The sequence below is a fragment of the Mesorhizobium sp. M6A.T.Cr.TU.017.01.1.1 genome (assembly GCF_004023115.1).
Classification (GTDB): domain Bacteria; phylum Pseudomonadota; class Alphaproteobacteria; order Rhizobiales; family Rhizobiaceae; genus Mesorhizobium; species Mesorhizobium mediterraneum.
The window spans coordinates 1-24,148 of sequence record NZ_RZTA01000016.1; the positions used below are offsets into that span (position 1 = coordinate 1).

Annotated in this window: 27 protein-coding genes and 1 pseudogene; 20 read left to right on the top strand and 8 right to left on the bottom strand. The window is 62.4% G+C overall.

Annotation, left to right across the window (positions count from 1 at the left end; genetic code table 11):
- On the bottom strand, window positions 1–827 hold an 827-nt coding region (locus EOB36_RS07500), incomplete at its 3' end, for a shikimate dehydrogenase (protein ID WP_128284586.1).
- A gap of 177 nt (window positions 828–1,004) precedes the next feature.
- Between EOB36_RS07500 and EOB36_RS07505 the strand changes: the two genes are divergently transcribed.
- The 7 genes from EOB36_RS07505 (at window position 1,005) to EOB36_RS07535 (ending at window position 7,290) form a co-directional block, all read left to right on the top strand.
- Window positions 1,005–1,691 carry a TetR/AcrR family transcriptional regulator gene (locus EOB36_RS07505; RefSeq protein WP_128284587.1) on the top strand — a complete coding sequence of 229 codons (687 nt, stop codon included), beginning with the start codon at window positions 1,005–1,007 and terminating at the stop codon, window positions 1,689–1,691.
- Between the two features lie 84 nt (window positions 1,692–1,775).
- A complete protein-coding gene (locus EOB36_RS07510) occupies window positions 1,776–3,668 on the top strand; it encodes a sugar phosphate isomerase/epimerase and 4-hydroxyphenylpyruvate domain-containing protein (protein ID WP_128284588.1) in 1,893 nt (630 codons plus the stop codon).
- Between the two features lie 5 nt (window positions 3,669–3,673).
- A complete protein-coding gene (gene pcaD / locus EOB36_RS07515; RefSeq protein WP_128284610.1) occupies window positions 3,674–4,474 on the top strand; it encodes a 3-oxoadipate enol-lactonase in 801 nt (266 codons plus the stop codon).
- Entirely contained in the window at window positions 4,471–4,875 is a 405-nt protein-coding gene (gene pcaC, locus EOB36_RS07520; protein WP_095483677.1) for a 4-carboxymuconolactone decarboxylase, read from the top strand. The genes pcaD and pcaC overlap by 4 nt, the downstream gene beginning before the upstream one ends.
- Window positions 4,872–5,630 (top strand): protocatechuate 3,4-dioxygenase subunit beta, encoded by a 759-nt coding sequence (gene pcaH, locus EOB36_RS07525; protein ID WP_095483676.1) that lies wholly within the window; start codon window positions 4,872–4,874, stop codon window positions 5,628–5,630. The genes pcaC and pcaH overlap by 4 nt, the downstream gene beginning before the upstream one ends.
- Window positions 5,630–6,244 carry a protocatechuate 3,4-dioxygenase subunit alpha gene (gene pcaG / locus EOB36_RS07530; RefSeq protein WP_095483675.1) on the top strand — a complete coding sequence of 205 codons (615 nt, stop codon included), beginning with the start codon at window positions 5,630–5,632 and terminating at the stop codon, window positions 6,242–6,244. Before pcaH ends, pcaG begins: the two co-directional genes overlap by 1 nt.
- Window positions 6,241–7,290: a 3-carboxy-cis,cis-muconate cycloisomerase gene (locus EOB36_RS07535; RefSeq protein WP_095483674.1), complete on the top strand. Its 1,050-nt coding sequence runs from the start codon at window positions 6,241–6,243 to the stop codon at window positions 7,288–7,290. The genes pcaG and EOB36_RS07535 overlap by 4 nt, the downstream gene beginning before the upstream one ends.
- Here the strand turns inward: EOB36_RS07535 and EOB36_RS07540 are convergent.
- From EOB36_RS07540 to EOB36_RS07550, 3 genes are read right to left on the bottom strand one after another with little or no spacing between them, the layout of a single operon-like run.
- Window positions 7,287–7,595, bottom strand: coding sequence for a hypothetical protein (locus EOB36_RS07540; protein ID WP_206637145.1), 309 nt, complete (start codon window positions 7,593–7,595; stop codon window positions 7,287–7,289). The two genes, EOB36_RS07535 and EOB36_RS07540, sit on opposite strands and share 4 nt — an antisense overlap.
- Window position 7,596: 1 nt before the next feature.
- Window positions 7,597–8,268, bottom strand: coding sequence for a 3-oxoacid CoA-transferase subunit B (locus tag EOB36_RS07545; protein WP_128284589.1), 672 nt, complete (start codon window positions 8,266–8,268; stop codon window positions 7,597–7,599).
- A 1-nt stretch (window position 8,269) separates the two neighbouring features.
- Window positions 8,270–9,001 carry a 3-oxoacid CoA-transferase subunit A gene (locus tag EOB36_RS07550; RefSeq protein WP_095483672.1) on the bottom strand — a complete coding sequence of 244 codons (732 nt, stop codon included), beginning with the start codon at window positions 8,999–9,001 and terminating at the stop codon, window positions 8,270–8,272.
- Between the two features lie 138 nt (window positions 9,002–9,139).
- Here EOB36_RS07550 and EOB36_RS07555 point away from each other — a divergent pair, with 138 nt between their 5' ends.
- The 3 genes and pseudogenes from EOB36_RS07555 to EOB36_RS07565 form a co-directional block, all read left to right on the top strand.
- Window positions 9,140–9,901: an IclR family transcriptional regulator C-terminal domain-containing protein gene (locus EOB36_RS07555; RefSeq protein WP_095483671.1), complete on the top strand. Its 762-nt coding sequence runs from the start codon at window positions 9,140–9,142 to the stop codon at window positions 9,899–9,901.
- Between the two features lie 121 nt (window positions 9,902–10,022).
- Window positions 10,023–10,196, top strand: a complete 174-nt coding sequence (locus tag EOB36_RS34925; protein WP_245467655.1) for a hypothetical protein — start codon at window positions 10,023–10,025, stop codon at window positions 10,194–10,196.
- Window positions 10,197–10,383: 187 nt separating this feature from the next.
- Window positions 10,384–10,710: pseudogene (locus tag EOB36_RS07565) on the top strand (type II toxin-antitoxin system VapC family toxin); the annotation flags it as partial.
- A 152-nt stretch (window positions 10,711–10,862) separates the two neighbouring features.
- On the opposite strand, the gene EOB36_RS07570 reads toward EOB36_RS07565, so the two are convergent.
- Complete coding sequence (locus EOB36_RS07570; protein ID WP_095483669.1) at window positions 10,863–11,768, bottom strand: LysR family transcriptional regulator; 906 nt, start codon at window positions 11,766–11,768, stop codon at window positions 10,863–10,865.
- Window positions 11,769–11,903: 135 nt separating this feature from the next.
- Between EOB36_RS07570 and EOB36_RS07575 the strand changes: the two genes are divergently transcribed.
- The 10 genes from EOB36_RS07575 to EOB36_RS07620 all read left to right on the top strand — a co-directional run bounded on the left by EOB36_RS07575 (window position 11,904) and on the right by EOB36_RS07620 (window position 21,109).
- Window positions 11,904–12,626: a LamB/YcsF family protein gene (locus EOB36_RS07575; protein WP_128284611.1), complete on the top strand. Its 723-nt coding sequence runs from the start codon at window positions 11,904–11,906 to the stop codon at window positions 12,624–12,626.
- Window positions 12,627–12,692: 66 nt separating this feature from the next.
- Window positions 12,693–12,926 carry an acetyl-CoA carboxylase gene (locus EOB36_RS07580; RefSeq protein WP_013533152.1) on the top strand — a complete coding sequence of 78 codons (234 nt, stop codon included), beginning with the start codon at window positions 12,693–12,695 and terminating at the stop codon, window positions 12,924–12,926.
- Window positions 12,926–14,290: an acetyl-CoA carboxylase biotin carboxylase subunit gene (locus EOB36_RS07585; RefSeq protein WP_128284591.1), complete on the top strand. Its 1,365-nt coding sequence runs from the start codon at window positions 12,926–12,928 to the stop codon at window positions 14,288–14,290. The genes EOB36_RS07580 and EOB36_RS07585 overlap by 1 nt, the downstream gene beginning before the upstream one ends.
- Before the next feature lie 9 nt (window positions 14,291–14,299).
- The gene (locus tag EOB36_RS07590; protein WP_095483667.1) at window positions 14,300–15,175 is read left to right on the top strand and encodes a carboxyltransferase domain-containing protein; all 876 of its coding nucleotides are present in this window, start codon (window positions 14,300–14,302) and stop codon (window positions 15,173–15,175) included.
- Window positions 15,165–16,136 (top strand): biotin-dependent carboxyltransferase family protein, encoded by a 972-nt coding sequence (locus EOB36_RS07595; RefSeq protein WP_128284592.1) that lies wholly within the window; start codon window positions 15,165–15,167, stop codon window positions 16,134–16,136. The genes EOB36_RS07590 and EOB36_RS07595 overlap by 11 nt, the downstream gene beginning before the upstream one ends.
- Before the next feature lie 249 nt (window positions 16,137–16,385).
- Window positions 16,386–17,138 carry an ABC transporter ATP-binding protein gene (locus tag EOB36_RS07600; protein ID WP_095483665.1) on the top strand — a complete coding sequence of 251 codons (753 nt, stop codon included), beginning with the start codon at window positions 16,386–16,388 and terminating at the stop codon, window positions 17,136–17,138.
- Window positions 17,135–17,869: an ABC transporter ATP-binding protein gene (locus tag EOB36_RS07605; RefSeq protein ID WP_027036290.1), complete on the top strand. Its 735-nt coding sequence runs from the start codon at window positions 17,135–17,137 to the stop codon at window positions 17,867–17,869. The genes EOB36_RS07600 and EOB36_RS07605 overlap by 4 nt, the downstream gene beginning before the upstream one ends.
- A 1-nt stretch (window position 17,870) precedes the next feature.
- Window positions 17,871–18,776, top strand: a complete 906-nt coding sequence (locus tag EOB36_RS07610; RefSeq protein WP_128284593.1) for a branched-chain amino acid ABC transporter permease — start codon at window positions 17,871–17,873, stop codon at window positions 18,774–18,776.
- Window positions 18,777–18,780: 4 nt separating this feature from the next.
- A complete protein-coding gene (locus EOB36_RS07615) occupies window positions 18,781–19,872 on the top strand; it encodes a branched-chain amino acid ABC transporter permease (RefSeq protein WP_127203905.1) in 1,092 nt (363 codons plus the stop codon).
- A gap of 43 nt (window positions 19,873–19,915) precedes the next feature.
- A complete protein-coding gene (locus EOB36_RS07620; RefSeq protein WP_126103561.1) occupies window positions 19,916–21,109 on the top strand; it encodes an ABC transporter substrate-binding protein in 1,194 nt (397 codons plus the stop codon).
- Window positions 21,110–21,264: 155 nt separating this feature from the next.
- Here the strand turns inward: EOB36_RS07620 and EOB36_RS07625 are convergent, their stop codons facing one another.
- The 3 genes from EOB36_RS07625 to EOB36_RS07635 form a co-directional block, all read right to left on the bottom strand.
- Window positions 21,265–21,933 (bottom strand): nuclear transport factor 2 family protein, encoded by a 669-nt coding sequence (locus EOB36_RS07625; protein WP_128284594.1) that lies wholly within the window; start codon window positions 21,931–21,933, stop codon window positions 21,265–21,267.
- Window positions 21,930–23,312 carry an aspartate aminotransferase family protein gene (locus EOB36_RS07630; protein ID WP_128284595.1) on the bottom strand — a complete coding sequence of 461 codons (1,383 nt, stop codon included), beginning with the start codon at window positions 23,310–23,312 and terminating at the stop codon, window positions 21,930–21,932. The genes EOB36_RS07625 and EOB36_RS07630 overlap by 4 nt, the downstream gene beginning before the upstream one ends.
- Before the next feature lie 95 nt (window positions 23,313–23,407).
- Window positions 23,408–24,139, bottom strand: a complete 732-nt coding sequence (locus EOB36_RS07635) for a LamB/YcsF family protein (protein WP_128241279.1) — start codon at window positions 24,137–24,139, stop codon at window positions 23,408–23,410.
- Window positions 24,140–24,148 lie beyond the last annotated feature (9 nt).

The window sequence follows — 24,148 nt, forward strand, 5'->3', positions numbered from 1 at the left end:
TGATAGATCGCCATGCCGATGCCCGGCAGCGTTCTGCAGCCGATCTTACGGGCCGCGATCAACAACTCCGTTTCCATCGGAAAATAGACTATGTCGGCGACCCATTTTTCGGCCGTCAGAAGAGCCGTGTCGAACGGTGTTCCGGGGTATTTCGCCATGCCCACCGGGGTCGTGTTGACGATGCCGTTTGCCATGCGCACCGCTGCGGCCGGGTCCGGCCACGCCTCGACGCGGCCGCCGAACAAGGCGCCCATGCGCGACGCAAGATCCGAGGCGCGATCGGGTTGGCTGTCGACGACGAACAGCCGGCCAACGCCCATCTCCATCAGCGCGTTTGCGACTGCGGCGCCCGCTCCGCCGGCGCCGAACATGGCGACACTGCCCATCGATGCGCCTGTCATCGCTTCGCGAAAACTCTCCGCGAAACCCCAGCCGTCGGTGTTGTGGCCTTCCTTGCGTCCGCCAGCGAACACGATCGTATTCACCGCGCCTATCGCGCGCGCTTCTGGCGACAGCGCATCGAGGACGGGAATAACAGCCTGTTTAAACGGATGAGTGACGTTGAGGCCCTGAAAGCCCGCAATTTGCGCCGCCGCGATCAAGTCGCCGATCGCCGCGTCCGGAAATCCGAGCCTGTCGAAATCGAGCAAAAGGTACGAATAGCCGATGCCAAGGCGCCGGGCTTCACGCTCATGCATGCCGGGAGTGCGCGAGGACTGAATGCCGCGTCCGACAAGGCCAATCACGACCTTTTCGCTGTCGCCGCTAGCAGCGCTCTTGTGCTCGTCCGCAAGACGGCAAAGGAGGTCGACAAGGCTGTCGCCCATCTCCCGAGATTCCTCCCTGTGCGGGCCGCCTCCTGGCCCAAATGCGGCAATTCTTGGATCGCCCTTGTGTTCACGTCAAACGCGCCGGTAAATAAGTCCGTCGCGATTTGCGAATGATGTACTAACTGGTTAGTTTAGTCAATTGCCGGCTGGCGCCGGGGCGGGAACTCAAACTGCATGGCCGTTATCAAGAAGGAACGAAAGACGAAGCCGAACGCGAGCACGACGCGTATCCAGGACCCTGAGGGCACGCGCCGCAACATCCTGGAGATCGCCTCCAAGGAGTTTGCCCTGAACGGCTTGTCGGGCGCGCGCATAGACGAGATTGCGGCGCGCACACGCTTCAGCAAGCGCATGATCTACTACTACTTCGGCGACAAAGAGGGCCTCTACCTGCGCGCGCTCGAGAACGCGTATCGCCAGGTGCGCGAGGGCGAGGCCCAACTCGATATCGAAGGTTTGCCCCCCGTGGCGGCACTAACGCGCCTAGTGGAGTTCACGTTCGACCACCATCACCGACACGAGGAATTCATCCGCATGGTGATGATCGAGAACATCCATCACGGCCAATATCTCGAACAATCGGATGCGATCCGCGAACTGAACGTGACTGCGATCGACCATATCTCTCGCATCTATTCACGCGGTGTCGAAGAGGGGGTCTTCCGGCCGGGGCTCGACGCGGTCGAACTCCATTGGCAGGTAAGCGCGCTGTGCTTCTTCAACGTTTCCAACCGCGCCACCTTTTCGATGATCTTCGGACGCGACTTTGGCGCTCCGGCACAACTCGAGCGGCTCAAGCGCAACAGCGTGGAGATGCTGTTGCGCTTTGTCGCGAAGGACGAAGCTCCCGCAGAACGCTGAGCGCGCCAAAACTTGCGGTGCTGCCAGCGTTGCCTTAATTATGTACGAACTGGTTCGTTCATAACAACCAGGGAGGAGGCGCGTTTGAAGACTTCGATCGCGACGGTGTCGATCGCCGGTGACCTGGCGGAGAAATTCGCGGCAATTTCCGCCGCGGGCTTCGACGGTGTTGAAATCTTCGAGAACGATTTCCTCGCCTTTGACGGCTCACCGCGCGACGTCGGCCGAATGGCTGATGACGCAGGTTTGACCATAACGCTCTTCCAGCCGTTCAGGGACTTCGAGGGTTTGCCGGAGCCCCAGCGTAGCCGCGCCTTCGACCGTGCCGAGCGCAAGTTCGACGTCATGCAGGAACTCGGCACCGACCTGATGCTGGTATGCTCGTCGGTATCGCCGGTCTCGCTTGGCGGGATCGACCGGGCGGCCATGGACTTTCACGAGCTTGGCGAGCGCGCCGCCAAGCGCGGCCTGCGCGTCGGCTACGAGGCATTGGCCTGGGGGCGTCACGTCAACGATCATCGCGATGCGTGGGAAATCGTGCGCAGGACTGCGCATCCGAACATCGGGCTGGTTCTCGATTCTTTCCACACGCTAGCCCGCAGGATTGAACTCGGCTCCATCCGTTCGATACCCGCCGACAAGATCTTCATTGTCCAACTCGCCGACGCGCCGTTGATCGAAATGGACTTGCTCTATTGGAGCCGGCACTTCCGCAACATGCCAGGCGAAGGCGATCTGCCGGTGCGACAGTTCATGCAGGCGGTCGCAGCAACCGGTTATGATGGCTATCTGTCGCTCGAGATTTTCAACGACCAGTTCCGTGGCGGGTCGGCAAAGGCGATCTCCGTCGACGGACGGCGTTCGCTCGTGTGGTTGATGGATCAGGTGCGGCGTGAAGAACCGGCACTTGACGTGGCTATCCCGCCCATGCCCGACCGCATCTGGGTTGGAGGGGTCGAGTTCATCGAGTTCGCGGCCGATCGCCAGGACGCCGGACAGCTTGGATCGCTGTTGCGCATGCTCGGCTTTGTCGAGGCCGGTCGACACGTCTCGAAGGACGTCACGCTCTACCGCCAGGGCGAGATCAATATTGTCATCAATACGGAGCGGCAGGGCTTCGCCCATTCTTCCTTTGTTGTCCATGGCACATCGGCATATGCGATGGGCCTGAAGGTCGAGGACGCCGCCGCCACGGTTGCGCGCGCCGAGGCGCTGGGCGCGGAGATCTTTCACCAGCGGGTCGGCCCTGGCGAGCTGTCGATCCCGGCGATCCGCGGCGTCGGTGGCGGACTGATCTACTTCCTCGACGCCAAGACCGACCTGGCGAAGGTCTGGGACATAGAGTTCACGCCGGTCATGCCGACAAGTTCCGGCAATGGCGTCGGCCTCACCCGCATCGATCATGTCGGGCAGACCATGGCACAGGAGGAGATGCCGAGCTGGCTGCTGTTCTATGTCTCGATCTTCAGGACGACCAAGACCCCTATGGTCGACATCGTCGATCCGGCCGGCCTCGTGCGCAGCCAGGTGATCGAAGGTCTGGACAAGCGCTTCCGCCTCACGCTGAACGGCGCCGAGAGTCACCGCACCCTGGCTGGCCATTTCATCGCCGAAACCTTTGGTTCCGGCGTCCAGCATTTCGCACTCGCGACCGATGACATCTTTGCGACGGCGGCGAAGCTGCAGGCCAACGGCTTCGAACCGCTTCAGATATCGATGAACTACTACGACGACGTAGAGCCGCGCTTCGGTTTGGATCCGGAGGTCGCCGATCGGTTGCGCTCAGCCAATATTCTTTATGACCGCGACGACAACGGCGAATTTTTTCAGCTCTATGCGCCGACATTCGGAGAGGGGTTCATTATCGAGTTTGTTGAACGGCGCGGCGCGTATGCAGGATATGGTGCGCCGAACGCACCATTCCGCATCGCCGCGCAAAAACGATTGATGCGGCCCAAAGGAATGCCAAAGATATGACCGCTATGAACTTTGCTTGCATCAACGGCGCGACGATCCACTATCGGCATCGTCCCGCAGCAGGCAGGCCGACGGTCGTCTTCGCGAACTCGCTCGGCACGGATATGCGCATCTGGAACGAGGTCGAGCGAAGGCTCGCCGACGACTGCACGTTCGTTGCGTTTGACAAGCGCGGACACGGTCTGAGCGAGCTGGGTGACGCGCCGCAAACAATCGAGACCCATGCGAGAGACCTTGCAGGGCTGCTCGACCATCTTGGCGTAAGGCGCGCGGTGATCTGCGGGCTTTCGATCGGCGGCGTCATTGCGCAATGCCTTTACAAGACGCGGCCGGATTTGATCGAGGGGTTGATCCTTTGCGATACGGCAGCCAAGATCGGCACGGCCGAGATGTGGAACGGGCGCATCAACGCGATGCTGTCGGAGGGCATTGCGAGCTTTGCCGACGACGTGATGCAAAAATGGTTCACGCCGGATTTCCATAAGAATCGCAGCGAGGAACTGGCGGGTTATAAAACGATGCTAACGCGCCAGGATCCGGCCGGCTACGCTGCTGCCTGCGCGGCTATCCGCGACGCCGATTTCACCGCCACGACCGCCGCGATCAAAGTGCCGACACTCTGCATTGTCGGCGATCAGGACGGATCGACGCCGCCTGAACTGGTGGAAGCGCTGGCCCGATCGATCCCCGCCGCAGGCTTCGAAGTCATCGCCGGTGCGGGCCATATCCCATGCGTCGAGCAGCCGGAAAGGCTCGCCGGGCTGATCCGTGGCTTCCTGACCGACATGCGAAGAGAGCGCAAATGAGCAAGCAACAACACGGCGCCCGATACGTCGAAGGGATGACGACGCGCCGTTCGGTGCTGGGTGACGCCCATGTCGACCGCGCAGAGGCGGCCAAGACCGAATTTGACATTCCTTTCCAGGAACTGATCACGGAGGCTGCATGGAGCCACGTCTGGTCGCGGCCGAACATCACCAAGCGCGAGCGTTCTATGATCACCATCGCGCTGCTCGCCGCGCTGAAGCAGGATGAAGAAGTCGCGATGCATATCCGCGCCAGCGTCAATACCGGAGCGACGCGCGACGACATACGCGAGGCGCTACTGCATGTGGCAATCTATGCCGGCGTGCCGGCGGCAAATCACGCGATGAAGATCGCCAGGAAGACGTTCGACGAAATGGATGCTCAAGCCGGCAAATCATGACCAAGTCGCGCTTTCCCGCCAACCGCACGCCGGAAATCGGCGCCTTCTTTCAGCGCGACCGCAACTGGCATCCGCCGGCTTTCACGCCAGCCTACAAGACTTCGGTGCTGCGCTCGCCGCAACGGCCGCTTCTTTCCCTCGACAACACCCTGTCGGAGCTTACGGGGCCGGTCTTCGGCCACAATATTCTCGGTGAGCTGGACAATGACCTCATATACAATTTTGCCGGGCCGGGCGAAAGCGCGATCGGGCCGCGCATCCTCGTCTATGGCCGCGTACTCGATGAGCGCGGCATCGGCGTCGCCGGTGCGCTGCTGGAGATATGGCAGGCCAACGCAGGCGGACGCTACCGACACAAGAAGGAAACCTATCTCGCGCCGCTCGATCCGAACTTCGGCGGCTGCGGCCGCACCATCACCGGCGAGGATGGCTCCTATTGTTTCCGCACGGTCCAGCCGGGGCCATATCCCTGGCCCAACGGACCCAACGACTGGCGCCCAGCCCACATCCATTTCTCGATCTTCGGGCACGGCTTCGCGCAGCGCTTGATCACCCAGATGTATTTCGAGGGCGACCCGATGATCTGGAGGTGCCCGATCGTGCGGACCATCAACGACCGCCGCGCTATTGAAGGCCTCACCGCCGCGCTCGACATGGAGGCAACGATGCCGATGGATGCGCGGGCATACAAATTCGACATCGTGCTGCGCGGCCGCCGCTCGACGCCGTTCGAAAACCGCATCGAGGGCAGCTGATGGTCCAGGGTCTCAGCCGGCTGAAGGAAAGCGCCTCGCAGACTGCGGGACCTTACGTCCATATAGGGCTGACGCCCAACTTTGTCGGCATCTCGGGCGTCTATGAACGCGACCTTGGCGCCGCGATGGTCGCCGACAAGACCAAGGGCGAGCGCATCAGGGTCAACATCCGGGTGATCGACGGCGCCGGCTCGCCGCTGAAAGACGCGCTTGTGGAGATCTGGCAGGCGGACGCCGCCGGCATCTACAATTCGCCCTCGGATCTGCGTGGCTCCGCCGACCCGAATTTTACCGGCTGGGGCCGGCTGCCCACCGACATGACGACGGGCGAATGCATGTTCGAGACCATCAAACCCGGTCGCGTGCCCTTTTTTGACGGCCGCAAGATGGCGCCGCATTTGACAGTCTGGATCGTCGCGCGTGGCATCAACATTGGCCTTCACACCCGCATGTATTTCGGCGACGAGGAAACGGCCAACGCCGAGGATCCCGTCCTGATGCGTATTGAGCAAAGAGAGCGCGTGTCAACGCTGGTCGCGCCGCGCGATGGCGACATCTATAAGTTCGACATTCATCTTCAGGGCATGAACGAGACGGTCTTCTTCGACATATGATCGCAGCATTCGACAGTCCCCTCCTGTCCGGGCTTCTCGGCGATGAGAAGATGGCGACGCTGCTCGGCGTCGAGGCCGAACTTGCGACGATGCTGCAATTCGAGAAAGCGCTCGCCGACGCAGAGGGTGCGCTCGGCATCGTCCCCGCGGCTGCAGCAAGCGCAATCGGACGCGTCCTCGACAACTTCCAGCCGGAAATCCCGGCCCTGAGGGACGCGACAGCGCGCGACGGCGTCATGGTGCCGGAGCTGGTGCGGCAGATCAGGCATGCCGTGGGAGAGCCGCATTCGGAGCATGTGCATTTCGGTGCGACCAGCCAGGACGTGATCGACACGGCCATGATCCTGCGAATTCGCGCCTGTATCGACCTGTTGGAAGAACGGCTTTCGGCACTGGTGGTCGCCTTTGCCGATCTCGGTCATCGGTTTGGCGATCGCCCGCTGATGGCCCGAACCCGAATGCAGGCAGCGATCCCGATTTCCGTAGCCGACCGCGTCACAAGCTGGCGCGAACCGCTCGTGCGCCACCACGAGCGGCTTCAATCGATGCGAAGATCGGTTCTCGTCATCCAGTTCGGCGGCGCCGTCGGGACACTCGAGAAGTTCGCAGACAAGGGAGCCGCCGTCCGTGCCGCGGTGGCCGAGCGGCTGAGCCTCGGCGACGCGCCGCAATGGCACAGCCAGCGCGACCGCATCGCTGAGCTGGCCAACTGGCTGTCGCTTGTGACGGGCGGCCTCGGCAAGCTCGGGCAGGACATTGCGCTGATGGCGCAGGCAGGCGACGAGCTGCAACTGGCGGGCGGCGGTTCATCGTCCGCCATGGCGCACAAGCGCAATCCCATCGATGCCGAGATGCTGGTGACGCTCGCCCGCTACAACGCCGTCCAGCTCTCGGGGATGCATCATGCGCTCGTCCACGAGCAGGAGCGCTCTGGCGCCGCCTGGACGCTGGAATGGTTGATCCTGCCGCAGATGCTCATGGCGGCTGGAGCATCGACCTGTGTCGCGGACAGGCTGCTGAGCAACATTACGGCGATCGGAGCCTAGAGCGGGATGCATTCAAATTGAACTGGGCGTCCCGCTCTATCTATTTGTTTTAGCTGCATTTCTGCGACGCCAATTGATTCCACTTGGCTGCAAAATGCTCGCGCCACGTTGCGATTGTCTTCGCCCGCCTGATTGGCGCAGCCGAAGATCACATCGTCCACGGCCTCCCAATCGACGCCGCCGTTGCGCGCTAGCAACGCCTTGAGCGGAATGGCGCCAAGATCGTCGGCCCGTACCGAAGAGAGTGCCCCGCCAAAGCGGCCGATCGGCGTGCGGATATAGTCGCAAATGGAAACGTCCGTCATCCTAGAGTTCCGGGACGATCAGGTCGGCAACAGTGCCGGTCACCAGCAATTCGGCGCCAGTGACGGACTGCAGATCATCGAGGGACAATGCGGGCAGCTTCTCGCGCAGGACGAAGCGCCCGCCCTCGATGTCGATCACCGCAAGCGAGGTATAGACGCGCGTCACGCAGCCGACGCCGGTCAGAGGCAGGGTGCAGCGCCTCAGAAGCTTCGGCTTGCCGTCTTTCGTCACGTGATCGGTAATCACCGCAACGCGCCGGGCGCCATGGACGAGGTCCATCGCGCCGCCTACCGCCGGCACCCCATTTGGCCCTGTCGACCAGTTGGCGAGGTCGCCACTCTCGGCTACCTCATAGGCGCCGAGGATCGCCACATCCAGATGGCCGCCCCGCACCATGGCGAAGCTGTCCGCGTGGTGGAAGAACGCGGCGCCAGGCTTCAGCGTCACCGCCTTCTTGCCGGCATTGATTAGATCCCAGTCCTCTTCGTCTTTCGGCGGAGGCTCGCCGAAGTTCAGGATGCCGTTTTCGGTGTGAAAGATCGCCTCCCGACCGGGCGGCTGATACTGCGCCACCTTCTCGGGAAAGCCGATGCCGAGATTGACATAGGCGCCGTCCTGAATGTCCTGCGCGGCGCGCCAGGCGATCTGGTTGTTGGTCAGCTTCACAATCATCTCAGGCAATTTCTGGATAGACGGCGTTCGCGCGGTTCAGATCTTCTTCCTGCCGCGGATGGGCGACCGCGACCACCTTCTGGACGAAGATGCCGGGGGTGATGACGATTTCGGGGTCGATCCCTCCCGCCGGCACGATCCGCGTCGCCTGCACGACGGTCTCCGCCGCCGCCATGCACATCAGCGGATTGAAGTTCCTCGCGGCCGCCCGATAGGTGAGATTGCCATGGGCGTCGGCAATCTCCGCCTTCACGAGCGCTACATCGCACTTCAGCCAGCGTTCCTGCACATAGCACCGTCCGTCGAATTCAGCGACCGGCTTGCCCTTCGCGAGATCCGTTCCGTAGGACGTCGGCGTATAGAAGGCCGGGATTCCTGCCCCACCCGCGCGGATGCGCTCGGCAAGCGTGCCCTGCGGCACCAGCTCCAGCTCGATCTTCCCGGACAGATAGAGATCGGTGAACACCACCGGATCAGCAGAGCGCGGGAAGGAGCAGATCAGCTTCTTCACCATCCCGGCCCCGATCAGCGCGGCGAGGCCGACATGGCCGTTGCCCGCATTGTTGTTGATGATCGTCAGGTCCTTCGGGTGCCCCGTGGTGCGGAAACGGTCGATGAGCGCGTGGATCAACTCGATGGGCGAACCCGCCCCCCCAAAGCCTCCGATCATCACGGTCATGCCGTCTCCGATCCCCGCCACCGCCGTGGCGGGGTCTGCGACTGTCTTGTCCATCCGAGTTCCTCTCAGTTCCGTGGCACAAAACGCCTGCGGCAAAGCGAGGGATAGGCCCGGCCCGAGCTTCCGTCCATTCAGCTTGTGCGATATGATGCATTTGTTCGCATATCGCTCAACATTGACGTAAGAAGCAGCATGACCGTGTCCGAACGCGACCTGATGGGCGGCCTCGCCAAGGGCCTGGCTGTGATCGAGACGTTCAGCCCCAACCACCCGCGCCAGTCGATCTCCAAGGTCGCGGCGGCCACCGGGCTAGATCGGGCGACGACACGGCGGTGCCTGCTGACGCTCGCACATCTCGGCTATGCCGATTATGACGGGAAGTTCTTCACGCTGACCCCGCGCGTGCTGCGGCTGGGCACGGCTTGCCTCGCCACCATGCCGCTGCCGCAACTCGTGCAGCCGTTGCTCGACCAGTTGTCCGACGAGATCGGGGAAAGCTCCTCGGTCTCGATCCTCGATGGCGCCGAGATCGTCTATGTCGCCCGCGCGGCGCAGCGAAAGGTGATGTCGATCACGTTGATGCCCGGCTCGCGCCTGCCGGCCTATTGCACCTCGATGGGCCGTGTGCTGCTCGCCGCCCTGCCCGAGGCCCAGGCGCGGGAGCGGCTCGGTTCCGTCCCCCTGCCCCGTCGCACCCCGCATACGCTTACGGAGCCCGAGGCGGTCATGGCCGAGCTGGCTCGCGTTCGGGCAGAAGGCTATGCCGTCATCGACCAAGAGGTCGAGGTCGGCCTCCGCTCCATCGCGGTTCCCCTGGTGACGGCACGCCGTGTCATCGTCGCTGCCGTCAATCTCGGGTTGCCGGCCCGCAGCGAGCCGATCGAAGAGCTCGCAGCGCGCTATCTCTCGGCGCTTCAGACCGTCAGCTCGAGAATGCAGGAAATCCTACGCTGAACATGGTCGCGCAATGGTTCAGCCCGGACGACCGCGCCGGCGGGCGCGGAACCAACTCGCGACGCCTGTAGCGTGGCTCGCCAGTGGGAAGCCGCTCCCAGGCGCCTCCTGGCGGGAAGCGATGGCGCCGCTCGACGCGCAGAGCTGCGCCATGTCGATGTCGGTGAAGCGGAACGAGGCGGATCTCGTCGACAACGAGAAGGCGGCGACCGGTGGCGCAGCGCTTACCGAGGTCAGCGAGGACACAGTCATCGCTGACTGCACACCCAGTCCGGGATCAACGATCCGTCACTAGTCCAACTGTGTACATCACGGAGTTCGCAGGAAGTTTGATCGATCATCATATTACATCTCCTAAAGACTCACGGGCTTTGTGCTGGCGAGCGATCAGGGGCGTGCATCGCGAAGCGTGCAATTTGGAGGACAGCTTGTTCTCCGTCACGGCAGTAGGTTCGCAGGATGGAATGGGCTGAAGAACCCCGCTTCTGATCAGCGACTGGACCATCACCGAGATGTCCTCGGCGATGGCTATCAAGCTGCGGACCGGGCAGGTCAACCTGGAGCAGCGCGCGGCGGCGCTCGCCATGTTCAACAAGCTGATCGCCGAGAGCTTCAACGTGCTGCCAGTGACGGGCGGGCATTTCCGGGCGGCGGCGAAGTTCGCCGATCAGCATACGCTCGGACCTCGCGCCGGCGATGCTCTGCATCTAGCGACAGCGTCGGAGCATGGCGCCACGGTACACACGCTCGACCCGCGGCTTGCCGAGGCCGGTCCGATGCTCGGCGTGCCGACGCAGCTGCTGGCATGATCCAGCCCTCCTGCCCCGCCGACCATGCCGGGCGCCCGTGGCTGGTGACTGGACCGATGAGCAGAAGGACGCGATCGTCGCGGACTATTTCACGACCATCCGCTGTCCAACCAGCGAGCCTGAGGTAGAGCGTCTGTCTGACGGGCCGGCGGTTAGCCGCCGCCGCCCATGGTCACGGACATGAAGGCCCGGAAGGCCGCCGCCGCCGGGTCGATTGGTCTGTCACGCGACCAGGCCAAGCCGACATCCATAGTGGGGATCGGCTCGACAAGCCCGCGCACTTCGATGCGCTGCCCCTCCAAGGACCAGGGGCGATAAACCATGTCGGATAGGACAGTGACCCCCATGCCGGCAGCCACGAGCGACCGCACGGCCTCGACCGAACTGGTGGTAAGGACGGCGCGGAGCGAGAGGCCCGCGGCATCCCAGTAACGGGCGGCCGTCGTGCGTGCCTCATCCACCGTCAGCATGACATAATCTTCCGCCGCCACATCGGCGAGGCTGATTTCCTGCCGCGCGAGCAGATGATGATCAGCCGAAAGCCAGAGCCGGCGGTTCGACCGCATCAAGACCTCCTGCGCCAATTCCTCGGTGTGCTCCAGGTTGGACACCAGCATCACGGCCATGTCGATGTCCCCGCACATCAAGCCGCTTTCGAGAGCGTCTCGGGGCAGTTCCAGCACCTCGACCTCGATCTCGGGATAGGTCTTTCGAAACCGCGCGTAGTGGCGCGACATGTAGTAGCCGACGACCGTGTAGGTCATGCCCAGCCGCAGCTTGCCCGCCAGGCCTTTCCTATCGCGCAACGGGCTTCGGACGGCGGCCGCGACGGCCCCGGTGATAACACGCGCATGTTCAAGAAACCGCGCGCCCTCCATCGTCAATCTTACGCCAGCGTGGTTACGCTCCAAAAGCCGTACGCCCAGGTCAGCCTCAAGCGTCTTTATCGCCGCAGTGACCGCCGATTGTGAGATGTTGAGTTCCACCGCGGCATGACTGACCTGTCCGCTCTCGGCGGTCGCGATAAAATAATCAAGCTGTTTCAAGGTGATGGTCATGGTGCGCTCCGGCCCAGAACCATTATCTGTTTTTTTGATATGACAATCAATAAACTACTATTTCACAAATGCCCGCGCATGCGCAAAAAATGCTGCAACGCCGCAAAGACGGCAGCTTCGAGGGGTAACAATGCGATGGCGGTGACGCTAAACTGCGACATGGGCGAAAGCTTTGGCCTCTACAAGGTTGGTGATGATGTGGGCATGATGCCGATCATCGACGTTGCCAATGTCGCCTGTGGTTTTCACGCTTCCGATCCGGATCACATGCACGCCGCCGTCCGCAGCGCCAAGGCGAGTGGCGTAAAGATCGGCGCCCATCCAGGCTTGCCGGACATTCAGGGTTTCGGCCGGCGCGAGATGCGGCTGACCCGCGACGAAGTCAGGAACACCATCATTTACCAGGTGGGAGCGCTTGCCGGATTCCTCAAGGCCGAGGGTGTGGAACTCCACCATATCAAGCCGCATGGCAGCCTTTACTTCATGGCAATGCAGCAGGAGGCAATCGCCCATGGCGTGTGCGACGCGGCAGAGGTTTTCGGCGTACCCCTCTTCGGCATGACGGGCACCCTGCACGAGGAGATCTATCAAGAGCGCGGTATCCCATTCGTCGCCGAGTTCTATGCCGATCTCGACTACGATGCCTCTGGCAAGCTGATTCTGACACGCGTTCATGACGCTAAGGACCCCGCAGAGATGGCCGAGCGTTGCGTGCGCGCCATCAGCGAGGGTGAGGGCACCGCAGAGGACGGCAGTCTCTTCCCTGTGCGCTGCGAAACCATCTGCGTGCATTCCGATACGCCGAACGCCATCGAAATAGCCAGGGCCGTGCGCACTGCAATCGCCCCTTGGCACTGAAGTCGACCGAAACCGCCCGCGCAGGCGGTTACAAATTAGCCTGTCAGCAGTTTTCCGGAGCTTTTTATGGCCCAGATCCTTTCGCCTCTTCCCGGCACTTTTTATCGGAGCGCTTCGCCAGACCAGCCGCCCTACAAGGCGGATGGCGACGCGGTTTCTGCCGGAGACGTAATCGGTCTCATCGAAGTGATGAAGTCGTTCCACGAAGTGAGGGCCGAGACGGCCGGCACGAACATCCGCTTCATTGCCGACAATGAGGACCCCATCATGGCCGGCGCACCTATTGCGGATCTCGACTGATGCTGAAAAAGCTTCTGGTTGCCAACCGGGGCGAGATAGCGGTCAGGATCATCCGGGCCGCACAAGATCTGGGCATCGCCACCGTGGCGGTGTACTCGGCCGCAGACGCGGGATCGCTCCACGTCCAGCTTGCAGACGAAGCGGTCAACATCGGCCCACCGGCAGCAAAGAAGTCCTATCTCAACGTCGAAGCAATTCTGAAGGCTGCCCGCGACACCGGTTGCGACAGCGTTCATCCTGGCTATGGTTTCCTTGCCGAGAATGCCGCGTTTTCCGACGCGGTCACAGGCGCTGGATTGGTCTTCGTCGGCCCGTCGGGAGATGCGATCCGGATGATGGGAGACAAGGTCTCGGCGCGATCGGCCGCTGCCGCTGCAGGTGTCCCTGTGGTGCCTGGCTCGGCTGGCCGAGTCGAGGGCCTCAAGGCTGGCCACGAGGTGCTGACCGAAACCGGTTTTCCGGTGATGATCAAGGCTGCGGCGGGCGGCGGCGGGCGGGGCATCCGCATTGCGAACTCGCTCGCAGAGTTCGAACAAGCCTTTCCTCAGGCCGAAGCAGAAGCTCTCGCCGCCTTTGGCGACGGTGGTCTCTACATGGAAAAGGTGATCGGCAAGGCCCGCCATATCGAAGTGCAGGTACTGGCAGACGGAAGCGACGCCATCCACTGCTACGAGCGGGAGTGCTCGCTGCAGCGGCGACGCCAGAAGGTTTGGGAGGAGGCGCCGTCGCGCGCACTTTCCGACAGGCTGCGCGAGGAGCTCTGCGCTTCGGCGGTCGCTTTGGCCAAGACGGTCAAATACTCTGGTGCCGGCACGGTGGAGTATCTTTATGACGATGAAGCAGATCGCTTTTACTTCATCGAGATGAACACCCGTATCCAGGTTGAGCACCCGGTCACCGAGGCGATCACCGGCATCGACCTCGTTGCGGAGATGCTTCGCATCGCCGGCGGCGAGAAGCTGCGGATTCGGCAAGGCGATGTCTCCGTCAAGGGGCATGCGATCGAAGTCCGGCTCAATGCCGAAGACCCGGCGAAGGAGTTCGCTCCATTCCCCGGGCAGGTGGCCGAGCTTCGCATTCCCGGCGGTCCCGGCGTACGCTTCGATTCCATGCTCTACCAAGGCTATCAGGTGCCGCCCTTTTATGACTCGCTGCTTGCCAAGCTGATCGTGCATGCAGAGACGCGCGAGGCGGCGATAGTGCGCCTGATCCGCGCGCTCAACGAGTTGAAGATCGGCGGGCTCAATACCACCAAGCCGCTGTTTCTTGCGCTGGCCGCCGATCCGGCGGTGCGGGCGGGAGACGTGCATACCCGCTGGCTGGAAGGCTGGCTCATCGAAAACGCCGCAGCATTGGCGGGTTAAGGAGGATCGATGTCGATACGATTCAACTTCGGCGGTGACGAACATATCTTCGGCGAGGTGTCCGAGGAAATGTCGCTCACCTCCTTCTTTACCGGCCTTTCGATGACCAACGCGGTGCGTACGGCAGGCATCCGAGGTGTCACCGAGATCTGCCCAGCCAACGCCAGCTTCCAGATTCGCTTCAACCCCGACATCGTCAAGCCCCAGGATTTGCTCAGCGAACTGAAGTCGATGGAAGAGGCGGCCTCAAAGGCGGACCCGGTGCTGAAGACCCGGATCATCGAACTGCCGGTTTATTTCCAGGATCCGTGGACGCGTGAAACCTGCTTGCGCTTCCGCGAGCGCCATCAGGACCCGTCCTCCACCGATCTTGAATATTCGGCACGCATCAACGGCTACGCCACGGTGGAAGAGTTTATCGCTGCCTATTCCGGCCAGCCCTGGTTCGTATCCATGGTCGGCTTCGTCGCTGGACTGCCCTTCCTGTACCAGATGGTTGAGCGCAAGAAACAGATTCAGGCGCCGAAATACTTGCGTCCACGCACCGACACTCCCAAGCTCACCATTGGCCATGGCGGCTGCTTTGCAGCGATCTATTCGGTGCGCGGCGCTGGCGGCTACCAGATGTATGGCATAACCCCGGCCCCGATCTACGACCCGACCAGGAAGGTGCGCTACCTCTCCGATGACATGTGCCTGTTCAAGCCAGGCGACATCGTCAAGTTCAAGGCCATTGGCCGCGATGACTACGACGCCACGCTGGAGGAAATCGAAGCCAATCGGTGGCAGCCGACGGTTCGCGATTGCACCTTCAGCCTAAAGGACTTCAACAGCGATATTTACGGCACCAATGCAAAGCTGATGGAGCTTATCAATGGCCGTTAAGGTAATCTCTCCCGGCCTCTCCACTTCCGTGCAGGACCTTGGCCGACCAGGCCACTATCATGTTGGCATTCCCGAAGGCGGCGGCATGGACCGCTTTGCCACACGCATCGCAAACCTGCTTGTCGGCAACGATCCGGATGCTGCAGTGCTCGAAGCCACCTTCATGGGCCCCGAACTCGAATTCACCCAATCCGCAATCATCGCCGTCACGGGAGGAGACCTCCCACCCAAACTTAATGGCGAGGAACGGCCGGCCTGGGAAAGTTTTCCGGTGAAGGCGGGTGACCGGCTTTCCTTTGGCTTCCTCAAGGGCGGCGCGCGCGCTTATCTGGCCGTCTCCGGCGGCATCGACGTACCGGTGGTTCTCGGTTCGCGCTCAACTTACATTCTGGGCGCACTCGGCGGCCATCAGGGCCGCACGCTGAAGGCGGGCGATGAGCTTCCCGTCGGCGAAGGTTCCGGCAAAGCCGGTCTTTCGCTGCCTGCAAATCTGCGCCGCGCGCGGAGTAGTTTGGCGGAACTCAGAATGCTGCCCGGCATGTACTGGCATCGGATCACTGAAGCTGCCGGCAACCGGTTCTTTGAGGAAACCTGGAAGGTCGCGCCCGAAGCTGACCGCATCGGCTATCGCTTCCGTGGCGGAACGGCGCTGGAGTTCGTTGAGCGCGAGCAGCCTTTCGGTGCAGGCTCCGACCCCTCGAACATCGTCGATGCCTGCTATCCTTATGGATCCGTCCAGGTGCCGAGTGGCACAGAGCCGATCGTTCTTCACCGGGACGCAGTTTCGGGTGGCGGGTACATGATGCTGGGCGTGGTAATATCGGCCGACATGGACCTGATCGCCCAGCTCCAGCCGCACACCCCGGCGCGCTTCGTTCCGGTGACGCTGGAAGACGCGCTTGCCGCGCGAACCGAACAGCGCGCCGCGCTGGCGCGTGCTGAAGGGCATCTGGCCGGCTGACATCAGCCGGGAAAATGCCGGCAGAGGAGCCGGAGGCGAGGAGATCGGTCGGCCAAAACCGACCGCGCGTGGCGGAAGACAAAATCCGGTGCGCGAAACGACAAGACGACGCCGGGCAACGGCGTGAATTTGGCATCCGAGCAGTCCGCTAGAGACCGCCGGAACCGACAGGGGAAGACATTTGCAACGTGACTGGCCGCAAGGCTGGATGCTTCGCGCCTTTCCGTCGGTAAAAAGAAGGAAAGGGACATGAGTCATCTGAGCGCGGAGAACGTCTCGGTATCGTTTGCGGGGCTGAAGGCCCTGTCATCGGTAGATCTCCAAATCACGCCCGGCCGCATCAGTGGCCTCATCGGCCCGAATGGCGCCGGCAAGACCACGCTCGTCAACGTGCTGACCGGCTTCCAGGCACCGACGGAAGGCACCATCAAGCTCGACGGGGCAGCACTCACGGGTCTCAAGCCGCATCAGGTCCGGCGGCGCGGCATTGCCCGCACCTTCCAGGGTGGGCGGCTCTTCCGCGACCTGCCTGTGCTGGACAACCTGGAGGTAACCGGCGTTGGTCTGGGAATGAGCCGGCGCGCTGCCATCGCCGAAGCGGAAGCGATGCTCGACTGGATAGGCATCGGTGCGCTGGGCACCCGCATCGCCGGGACGTTGCCATATACGGACGAGCGCCGCGTCGCCATTGGCCGCGCCCTGATGGGACGGCCCGCATACATCCTGCTCGACGAACCCGCGGCTGGCATGAGCGCGTTGGAGGCGCGGGAGCTTTCGGCCCTGATAAGACACATCGCCGCCGATCTCGGCTGCGGTGTCCTGCTCATCGAGCACAATGTCGGGCTGGTGCTCGGCCTTTGCGAGCATATCGTCGTGCTCGATTCCGGAGCGATCATCGAGGAAGGCCCGCCTGCCGCGATCCGCGACAGCGAGAAGGTGCGCCACGCCTATATGGGCACGGCCGCGAACACCGACCTGCCTGTGCTGGAGGCGATGGAATGAGCCTGCTCGCCCTTTCCGATATCACCATCCGCTACAGCCGTCTCACGGCGGTCCGCAATGTCTCCTTCTCCATGGACGAGGGAGAAATCCTGTTCATCACCGGCCCGAACGGAGCCGGGAAGTCTTCACTGCTGCGCGCGATCGCCGGTGTTACGCCGGTTGCGGGCGGCCGAATCGATCTTGCAGGTCATGAGATCACCGGCCAGGCGCCGGAGAACATCGCCCGGCTCGGATTCTCCATGGTGCCGGAGGGGCGCGATGTCTTCGGCTCGCTGACGACCGAAGAGAACCTCCTGGTCGGAACTGGCATGCATGCCCGCGAACGCGGCTGGCGCAGCCGAGCTGCCGACGAGCTCGAGGCCGTCTACGCAACCTTCCCGATGCTGAAAGAGAGGCGGCACGGGCAGGCGGGATTGCTGTCCGGCGGGCAGCAGCAAATGCTGGTCATCGGACGCGCGCTGATGACCAATCCGCGGCTTGTAGCCATCGACGAGCCTTCGCTGGGCCTCGCCCCCAACATCAACGACCAGGTCTACGAGCGGCTGATCGCGCTGCGTGCGCAGCGCCAGCTCACGCTCCTGATCGTTGAGCAGAGCTCGGCCCGGGCGATGATGGTGGGCGGGCGGATGATCCTGATGCGTGGCGGACAGATCGTGCTCGATGGCGACGCCCGGACGCTCGGCAACGGCGAGGCGATCCAGGCTGCTTATTTCGGTTACGAGGACCATTGAGATGCTCCAGATCCTGTTTGACGCACTCTCGCTTGGTTCGCTCTACGCGCTCGGAGCGCTCGGCATTGCCCTCATCTTCGGCGTCATGCGGCTCGTGAACTTCGCGCATGGCGACGTCATCGCCTTCTGCGTCTTCGCACTGCTGTGGCCATCTACGGACGCAATGGCCATCGTCTTGGCTGGCCAATTGCCGTGGTACCTGCTGGTGCCCTTCGTTCTCCTCTGCGGCGCCGGGCTGTCAGTGCTGTGCGAAATCGTCGTCTTCAGGCGTTTCCGCCAGGCAAATCCGGCAACGATGATGATCGCCTCCTTCGCGCTCGGTTTCGTAATTCGCTACTTCCTGCTCATGCTTTTCTCCAGTCGGCCGAAATCGATCTCGCTGCTGCCCGAACTGTCCCAACCGGTGGAGATCCTTGGTGCCCGGCTTCCCCTCCTCCAGCTCATAACGATCGTCACTACGATGGTCATCCTGATCGGCCTGACGCTGTTCCTGCGTCAAACCCGCTTCGGCCTGGAGATGCGGGCGGCGGCCGAGAACTTCTCGATGGCCCGCATGCTGGGTGTGCGTGCGAACCGGGTTATCATGGGCGCGTTCGCCCTCTCCGGCGCGTTGGCCGCCGCCATTGCGCTGATCTTTGGCGCCCAGACAGGCACGCTGGACATCCAGATGGGCGCCTCGATCATGTTGATGGCCTTCATCGCCACCGTCATTGGCGGCCTCGGCAGCCTCGGGGGGGCCGTGCTCGCCGGCTTCCTGCTGGGTGCCGCCTCGGTGATCATGCAGGTCATGCTGCCCATCGACGCCCGGCCATTCCGCGATGCCTTTGTCTATGGAGCGGTCATCCTCGTTCTCCTCTTCCGCCCGCAAGGGCTCATTGCCGCGCGCGGCACCAAGGAAAGGGTCTGATTTCATGGCTGTCGCCGCCTCCCTTGCCAACTCTACCGCTGCCGGTGCCGCGGCTGCCGAGCGAAAGCCCGCCCGCTTCGCGCTTGCCCGCCGCACAATCCTGACGCCGGTCCTGCTTTCTCTGCTGCTGCTGGCCATCGCGCTGATCACGGTGATGACCGGATCGCGGCCCTTCAACCAGACGGTGATCGACGTGTTCGTCCGTGTCATCCTCGTCGTGGGCCTGTACATCTTTATCGGAAATTCGGGCGTTCTCAGCTTCGGGCATATCGGCTTCACCTGCCTTGGCGCCTACGCGGCCGCGTGGCTCACCATCAATCCGATGATGAAACGCGGTTCGTTGCCGGGACTGCCCGAATGGCTGCTGGCGACCCGTTTGCCGTACTGGCAATCGGCTGTGCTGGCGGCGTTGTTCGCCGCCCTCGCCGCTCTCATTTTCGGGCGGGTGCTGATGCGGCTATCGGGCATCGCAGCATCGATCGCGACCTTCGCGATGCTCGCCATGATCAACACAATTTATTCCAACTGGGAGAGCGTGACCGGAGCGACCTCATCGGTCGTCGGCATTCCGATCGTGCGCGTGATCTGGCCGTATCTCATCGGCGCCGTGGTCGCAATCTTCATCGCCTGGGCGCACGCGATCTCCCGGTCCGGCCTGGCCCTTCGTGCTGCCCGCGATGAGCCCACCGCCGCCGCGGCTTCCGGAGTCGACATTCCCAGGGAAAGACTGGTGGCGTTCGTCGTATCAGGCGCGGTGATGGGACTGGGCGGTGCGCTCATGGCTCATTCCATCGGCGTGGTCACACCCGATACATTCTATCTCGGTCTCACCTTCATCACCCTTTCCATGCTCGTCGTCGGCGGCATGGGCAGCCTGTCGGGGGGTGTAGTGGGTGTCGTCCTGCTGTCCGCCCTCATCCAGGCGCTGCGCTGGCTGGAGGCAGGCGTATCGCTCGGCGAGTCCACTTTCGCCCTCCCGAAAGGGGTTCAGGAAATAGCCCTCGGCGTCATCATGATCGTGATCCTCGCGCTTCGCCCGTCCGGACTCATGGGCAACCGCGAGCTCACCTTACCCCGCAGCAGTCGCAACAAGTGACCGGCGGCACAAGCCCGACCGGAAAACAAAAAAGGAGACGTGCATGACATACAAAATGAGAATTGTCGCAACCGCTCTGGCCTCGATGTCCATCGCATACCCGGCCCTGGCGGATGACGAGACTATCGTCATCGGCTTCGCCACTGCGGAGTCGGGCTTCATGGAAGCCTATGACAAGCCTGCCCAGGAGGCGGCCTTGATTCGCATCGACGAGATCAATGCGGCTGGCGGTCTGCTTGGAAAGCAGATCAAGGTTGTCAAGGCCGACACCAAGTCCGACCGGGCCGAAGGCGCCAAGGCGGGCCTCTCCGTGCTCGACCAGGACGCCGATCTCGTGGTCGTCTCCTGCGACTACGACTTCGGATCGCCGGCTGCGCTCGCGGCCGAGGACGCCGGCCATATCTCTTTCTTCCTGTGCGCGGAATCGGTCAAGGCCGGTATCCAGGGTGTCGGCCCGCACAGCTTCTCTGCGTCGGTGCTGGCGGCCGTGCAGGGAGCGACCATGGCCGAGTGGGCATTCAAGGAAAAGGGCGCAAAGGATTTCTACCGTTTGCTCGATACCTGGACGGCCTACAACAAGGGCATCTGCGACGGCTTCGACTGGATGATGCCGAAGCTCGAAGCCCAGGGCGCCAAGCTTGTCGGTGAAGACACCTTCAAGAACGAGGACGCCTCCATCGCCGCGCAGATCACCCGCATCAAGTCTCTGCCGAAGGAGCCGGATGCGATCATGCTTTGCACGATGATGCCGGGCGCTGTCTCGGCCATCAAGCAGCTTCGCGCCGCGGGTATCAACTCCATGATCCTGAACGGCTCGGGCGTCGACGGTAGCTATTGGCTCTCGGCCGTGTCCGATCTGACGAACTTCTACGTCCCCGTTCAGGGATCGATCTATGGCGACGATCCCAATCCGGCCGTGTTGAAGTTCAATGCCTCATACAAGGAGAAGACAGGCGCCGATCCCTCGAGCCAGTATGTTTTTCCGGGTTACGTCATGGTCGACGTCTGGGCCAAGGCGGTCGAGCGTGCAGGCACGACCGATGCCGACGCGGTCGTCGCGGAACTGGAAAAGATGAAGAATGAGCCGACGCTGTTCGGGCCTCGCACCTTCACGCCCGAACTGCATCACCAGAACCAGACGCGGTACCTGATCGTCGAGACCAAGGCCGGCAAGCCGGGTGTTGTAGGCAACTGGACGATTTCCGAGCCGGTACCGATGGAAGCCTTGCTCAAGTAGGAGAAGATGGGGCGGATAATCCCGCCCTTGATATGCGAAAGGCCCTGTTGCTTTGGGACGACAGGGCCTTTCGTCTTTTGAGTATCTTGCCTTTGAACAAAAAAGGAGGGCGGCCCGCTTGGACCGCCCTCATTGCCGATGAATTCAGATTTTCGCTACCCTCGCGCTTTGCGGTAGGAATCCTTGAGCGCTATGAGCTCCCCCGAAAAAGCGAAGATATCGCAGCCGTCGACTTCGATTTGCTGCCCCGCTGCCGTGGTGCCGACGAAGCGCCATGATGAAAGCCCGTTGTCGCCCGTCACGACGTGTCGTCCCCTGGTCCACACGGCTTTCGGGAAGGCATCGAACAGCGCTGCATAGGCGACGCGCACGGCGTCACGCCCCATATGCTTGCGCCCTTCGGCATCGGGGCCGGCCGAGCCGTGGAAAGCGCAATTCTCAGCCATGCAGTCCATCAGCGCGCCCACGTCGCGGGCGTTCCAGGCCGCGAGGAACCGGTCGAGCACGGCGAGCCGCCTGGCTGTGAGGTCGCCAGCCTCCACGACCTCAACCTCCAGGAATGCGAGCGGCGCATTGCCGGCATTGATGACGTTGTGAGCCACACCTGTCCGCCGCGAATAGGGCACCCCTTGGGTGAGAGCGGCTTGCGATTGCGCGCCGTCCGGGCCTTCGAGACCGAGCTTGCCGTCCGTAAGCGGCACGATGACGTAGTCATAGCCATGGATGTGCCAGCCGGTCTCGGCCCCGGCGGCAAAGCGCCATTCGGTGACCCGGAAGCGTTCGTCGTCGATATGGACGACCGGTTCGGCTTTCATACGGGTCATTCAAGTCCCTCCTTGGCGACCGCACCGGTCAGACGCTCAAGCGTCCGGCCCATGCGCGTCATGATTTCCTTCACATCGTCTTCTGTCGAGATCATCGGCGGACAGAGCGCGAGCTGGTCGCCGATGGCGCGGAAGATGAGGCCTTCCTCGTGGCCGATCCCTCCTGCGATAGTCCCTGCGCACCCAACCTTGGCGAAGGGGCGTTTCGTCGCCTTGTCTGCCACCAGCTCAACGGCGCCGATAAGACCGGTGCCCCGCGCTTCGCCGACAAGCGGGTGATCGGCGAATGAGCGGATGCCGGCCTGGAACGACGTCTCAAGGCGGGCCGCGTTTCCGATCAGGTCCCGCTCCTCGAAGATGGCGAGGTTTTCGAGACCCACCGCCGTGGCAACCGGATGACCTGACGCCGTGAAGCCGTGGCCGAAATTGCCGATCGTTGCGGTGTTGTCGGCGATCGCCTGATAGATCGCCTCCGAGAACATCACCGCGGCCAGCGGCATGTAGGAGGAGGTAATTTGCTTGGAAAGCGTCATGATATCGGGCGTGAAGCTGAATTTCTGGCAGCCAAAGGGCGTGCCGAGCCGCCCGAAACCACAGATCACCTCGTCTGCTATCAGAATGATATCATTTGCCCGGCAGATTTTCTCCACGCCTTCCCAGTACCCGACCGGCGGTGGCAGAACGCCGCCGGCTGCCATAAGCGGCTCTCCTATGAAGGCTGCGATAGTGTCAGCCCCTTCTTCCGCGATCACAGCTTCCAGCTCGGCGAGCAGACGCGCCGTGAAGGCGGCTTCGTCTTCGCCTTCCAAGCCGAAACGATAGAAGTGCGGGCAGGTCAGGTGGCGAACGGGAATCGCCGGCAGATCGAAGTCGCGATGATTGATCGGCAGGCCCGTTAGGCTGCCGGAGGCGACGGTGATGCCGTGATAGCCCTTGGTCCGTGCCAGGAATTTCTTCTTTTTGGGCCGGCCCAGCGCGTTGTTCATGAACCACACCATCTTGACGATGGTGTCGTTGGCTTCCGAGCCCGACGACGTGAAGAAAACACGCGTCAGGTTTTCCGGCGTCATCTCCACGAGTTTCTCCGCGAGCCGGATGGACGGCTCATGCGCCTTGGAGGAGAAGATGTGGTAGTAAGGCAGCTTCAGCATTTGCTGATAGGCAGCGTCGGCCAACCGCTTTTCCGAAAAGCCGACGGCCACCGACCAGAGCCCGGCGAGCCCTTCGATATATTCCTTGCCGCGTTCGTCATACACACGGATGCCGTCGCCGCGGCTGATGATCAGCGGCCCGGCTTTTTCGTGCTGACGCAGGTTGGTGTAAGGATGCATGATGGTAGCGATGTCGGCGGCGGCGAGAGAGTTGGAAAGCGCTTCCATGGAAGTCCTCAGCGGCTTGTGGAAATGGTTTGGGCTGTGAGTTCGAGATAGTCCTCGATCCCATGCGTGAAGCTTTCACGATTCGGAAAAATGAATCATGGGAGGCTTTTGGAATGGGTGTCGATGATCCGCCGCATCAGCGCGGCGACGTCGCGCGCATTCGGCGGATCGGAGTGGATGCAGACGGTGTCGAAGTCGACCGGGCGGACCGTGCCGTCTGTGGTGACGAGTTCGCGTCGGGTAAGCGCCCCCACCATGCGGTGCTCGGCAAGCGTCAGGTCGATGGCCGACTGTACGCGCGGGATGATCAGGCTGCCGCCGGGAGCGTAGGCAAGATCGGGAAAGAACTCGCCCACGAAGGCAACGCCGAGTTCAACTGCTGCCGTCTCGTGACAGGTTCCTGCCATGCCGAAGAGCGGGATGCCGAACGGCTTGACCGCCGCGGCAATCGCCCGGGCAGTGTCCATGTCGTGCGCGGCCATGCCGTAGATGATGCCATGCGGTTTGACATGGCTGAGTTGCCCGCCCTCGGCGGCCAGCATTCCTGTCAGCGCACCGATTTGGTAGAGGAAGGCGGCTGTCAGTTCCTCCGGCTGAAGTTTCATTTCGCGCCGACCGAACCCCTCGCGATCGGGAAGGGAAGGATGCGCGCCAACCTGCTTTCCATGAGAAAGCGCGAGCCGCACGGTCTTCAGCATCGTCCATGGATCGGAGGCGTGGAAGCCGCAGGCGATGTTGGCGCAATCGATATGAGGCATGATGCCGGCATCGTCGCCGAAGCGCCAGTTGCCGTAACTTTCCCCCATGTCGCAGTTCAGGGTGACCATGGTTTGCTT